We start from the raw sequence: 3,471 nt of genomic DNA, 5'->3' as shown, positions 1-3,471 counted from the left end.
GCCCTCGGCCGCTTCGGCGGCACCCTGCTCACGGGCGCCGCGGCGCCCCCGGCCCCCGCGGTCGCCTCGACCGCGGCGGTCGCCGTGGCGCCCGTGAGCAGGGTGCCGCCGAAGCGGCCGAGGGCCGCGCGCCGGGAAGAGACCTCGACGACCACGGTGCTGCCGCCGCTGCGGACCGCGACGACGGCGCCGGCGGGGGCCACGCGCAGCGCACTGGCCCGCACGAGCGCCGGGGTCTCGCCGCGGGCGGCGGCCCTCGCCCCGGCCCGGGCGGCGTCGACGCAGTCGACCTGGGCGACGACGACGTCCGCGGCGGCCAGGACGACCGCGAGCAGGAGCACGACCGCGGGCATCGCGACCGCGAGCTCGAGGGTCGCCGAGCCCCCGTCCCGCGCCCGCGACCTCACCGCCGGAGACGCCCCCGCCGGGGGCCGAGTCACGGACCGCTCGCGGACGGTCCGGCCGCACCGTGCCGCCCCGCCGGGCCGCCCGCGCATCAGCCGAGCGCCAGCGCCTGGCGGATGACGCCGAGGAGCAGCTGCCGCACCTCGGTGCTGCGCAGGATCGCGATCAGCAGCCCCGCGAAGCCGCACGCGGCGAGCGTGGCCATGGCGTACTCGGCGGTCGCCATACCGGCGTCCCGGACGACCGGCGCTGGCACGAGGTCCCCCACGGGGGCGTCGGGGACCTCCCGGGCGGCCGTCCGGGCGAGCGGGCCGGCGGGGGCGGGCTCTTGGACGCCGCCCGTCGGGTGGGGAGCGGAGTCGTTGTGCTGCAGCATGTCAGGACCTCTCGTCGGGCGTCGGCGGGGCGCGGCTGCGGCCCCCGGTGACGAACGTTCCCCGGCCGCCGACCGCGGCGGGGGCCCGCGGGCGCGCGTTGTGGACAGGGAGGGAAGGGGTCCCGGTGTGGACCCCGCGGCCTCACCCCGTCAGCAGGGACCGGGCGAGGGTCAGCACGACCGGGACCACGCCGAGCAGGAGGAACGACGGCAGGGTGCACAGGCCCAGCGGCAGCACGAGCAGCGAACCGAGGCGGGCCGCGGCCTCCTCCGCCGCACGGCGGCGCTCGCGGCGCGCCTGGGCCGCGGCCGAGAGCAGCAGGTCCGCGGCGGGGGCACCCGTGAGCGCGGACAGCAGGAGGGCGTCGGCCAGCGGCTGCAGCACCGGCCCCGCGCCCGACCACGCCGTGCGCGGGTCCGCGCCGAGGCGCAGCTGCGCGCAGACGCCGCGCAGCTCCTCGGCCACCGCGTCCCGTGGCGCGTCCGGTCCCGCGTCCGGGCGGGTGCTCTCCAGCGCCGCCAGCGCCTCCTCGACGGCCGTGCCCGACGGGAGCCCGGCGCTCACGGCGGCGGCCGTGAGCTCGAGGAGGAGGGGTACGTCGAGCGCCCGGGCCCGGGCCGCGGGCCGCCGCCCACGGGGACGAGGACCGCGCGGGGTGCCCGGGGCGGCACCGCGGGTCCGGTGGCCCCGCGGGGAGTCGCGGACGGGGACGACCAGGACCGCGAGCGCCAGCAGCACCGCGGCGAGGAGGGCCGCCGTGAGGGGCGGACTCACCCGAGCCCTCCCGCCGCGGAGCGGACCATGCGCTGCGTCCAGTGGCGGCCCGCGAGCAGCAGGCCGACGCCGAGGACGGCGCAGCCCCGGCCCGCCCCCGTCGCCAGCAGCGTCTGCCACGGCGGCGCGCCCAGCGCCGCCCCGAGGGCAAGGCCGACCAGGGGCAGCAGGGCGACGGTGCGGGCGCTGACGCGTGCCCCGGCCGTCGCGACCCGCAGCGCCGCGTGCGCGTCGGCGTCCTCGCGCAGGCCGGCCGCGCACGCCGCCAGCGCGTCGGCGGCGGGCGCCCCCGTGCGCTCGGCGAGCCGCCACACGGCCTGCACGGCCGGCGGTGCCCCGCCGAGGTCGACGCCCCCGTCGGCGGGCAGCGCACGGGCGGTGCCCCCGGGCGCGGTGCCCGAGGACGCGGTGCCAGGGGACGCGGTACCAGGGAGTGCGGCCACGGGCGGGCGCGCGGCGTGCTGCCACGCCGTGGTCGGCGCGACGCCCGCGCGCAGGAGGGCGGCGGCCCGCTCGGCGAGGCGCGCGCCGCGGAGGAGCTCGTCCTCCGGGCGCGACGCGGCCTCCGCTCGCACCCACCAGGGCCGGCGCACCCGGAGCCTCGCTGCGCGCGGGCCGGTCCACCGGGCCGCCGGACCGGCCAGCACCCCGGCCGCCAGCAGCAGGGCCGCGACGAGCCAGCCCGTCGTCGCGGCGGTCACGGGGCGGCGTCCACGAGCGTCGCGGCGCCGCCCAGCCGGTCCGCCAGGGCCGGCCAGCCCGGCCCCCGGTGCACCGCACCGGCCGCGTCCACCGTCAGCGCGGGCAGCACGGCGACGCGGAGCCCGGCCGCACCGGGCCCCACCACGGCGACCTCCACGAGCCGGCGCCCCCCCGCGGGCCGGCGCTCGACGTGCAGGACGACGTCGACGCCCGCGACGAGCTGGGCGTCGACGGCGTCGGGGCTCGAGCCGGCCGCGGCGGCCAGCGCGTGCAGCCGGGGGACGACGTCGGCCGCCGTGTTGGCGTGCACCGTGCCGGCGCCACCCGCGTGCCCCGTGTTCAGGGCGGCCAGCAGGTCGCGGACCTCCGCCCCGCGGCACTCCCCGACGACGAGGCGGTCCGGGCGCATCCGCAGCGCCTGCCGGACGAGGACCTCCAGGCCGATGCCGCCGCGGCCCTCGACGTTGCCGTGCCGCGCCTCGAGGCGGACGACGTGCGGGTGCTCGGGGCGCAGCTCGCCGGAGTCCTCGACCAGCACGATCCGCTCGGCGGCGCCGACCTCGCCGAGCAGCGCCTGCAGCAGCGTGGTCTTGCCGGCCCCCGTGCCGCCGCTGACCAGCAGCGAGAGCCGGCGCCCGACGACCGCGCGCAGGACGGGCAGCAGCGCGGGCGCGAGCCCGCCGGCGGCCACGAGGTCGGGCAGCCGCCAGCGGCGGAGCGCGGGCACCCGCAGGCTCACGTGCGTGCCCTCCGGCGCGAGCGGCGGGAGCACGGCGTGCAGCCGGGTGCCGTCGGGCAGCCGGGCGTCGACGAAGGGGCTCGCCTCGTCCAGGCGGCGCCCGGCCCCCGCGGCGAGCCGCACGGCGAGAGCCCGGACCTCGGCCTCGCCGTCGAGCCGGAGGCCGGCCGGCCGCAGCCCCGCGCCGTCGTCGACCCACACCGTGCCGCCGCCGTTGACGAGGACGTCGGTGACCCCGTCGGCCCGCAGCAGCGCCTCCAGCCGGCCGGCGCCCGTGAGCTCGGCCCGCAGGGCGTCCACGAGGCGCAGCAGGGCCGGCGCGCCGAGGACGACGCCCTCGGCCGCCGCGGCGGCCGCGACCGCGTGCGGGTCGAGGCCGTCGCCGACGGGAGCCCCCGCGGCGGCCAGCCGCGCCCGCACCCGGGCCGCGACGTCGGCGCCGCCCGGCCCCGCTGACACCGGCCCACCCGGGAC

The 3,471-nt window shown here is 81.9% G+C and carries 5 protein-coding genes; all 5 read right to left on the bottom strand.

Annotated elements, in window-relative coordinates; translation table 11 throughout:
* On the bottom strand, positions 1-407 hold a 407-nt coding region (locus GTR02_RS22515; RefSeq protein WP_205709729.1), incomplete at its 3' end, for a TadE family type IV pilus minor pilin.
* Between the two features lie 89 nt (positions 408-496).
* Entirely contained in the window at positions 497-781 is a 285-nt protein-coding gene (locus GTR02_RS22510) for a DUF4244 domain-containing protein (protein WP_205709728.1), read from the bottom strand.
* Between the two features lie 142 nt (positions 782-923).
* Positions 924-1,556, bottom strand: a complete 633-nt coding sequence (locus tag GTR02_RS23520) for a type II secretion system F family protein (RefSeq protein ID WP_166609352.1) — start codon at positions 1,554-1,556, stop codon at positions 924-926.
* The gene (locus tag GTR02_RS20620) at positions 1,553-2,257 is read right to left on the bottom strand and encodes a hypothetical protein (protein WP_166609351.1); all 705 of its coding nucleotides are present in this window, start codon (positions 2,255-2,257) and stop codon (positions 1,553-1,555) included. The genes GTR02_RS23520 and GTR02_RS20620 overlap by 4 nt, the downstream gene beginning before the upstream one ends.
* A complete protein-coding gene (locus GTR02_RS20615; RefSeq protein ID WP_166609350.1) occupies positions 2,254-3,456 on the bottom strand; it encodes a TadA family conjugal transfer-associated ATPase in 1,203 nt (400 codons plus the stop codon). Before GTR02_RS20615 ends, GTR02_RS20620 begins: the two co-directional genes overlap by 4 nt.
* Positions 3,457-3,471 lie beyond the last annotated feature (15 nt).

Origin of the sequence: Kineococcus siccus (genome assembly GCF_009906795.1) — a bacterium.
Classification (GTDB): domain Bacteria; phylum Actinomycetota; class Actinomycetes; order Actinomycetales; family Kineococcaceae; genus Kineococcus; species Kineococcus siccus.
This window is presented reverse-complemented; position numbering and strand designations above follow the sequence as displayed.

Excerpts from the sequence above, each read along its gene's own strand:
- GTR02_RS22510 (WP_205709728.1), bottom strand. The coding sequence starts at position 781 with ATGCTGCAGCACAACGACTCCGCTCCCCACCCGACGGGCGGCGTCCAA.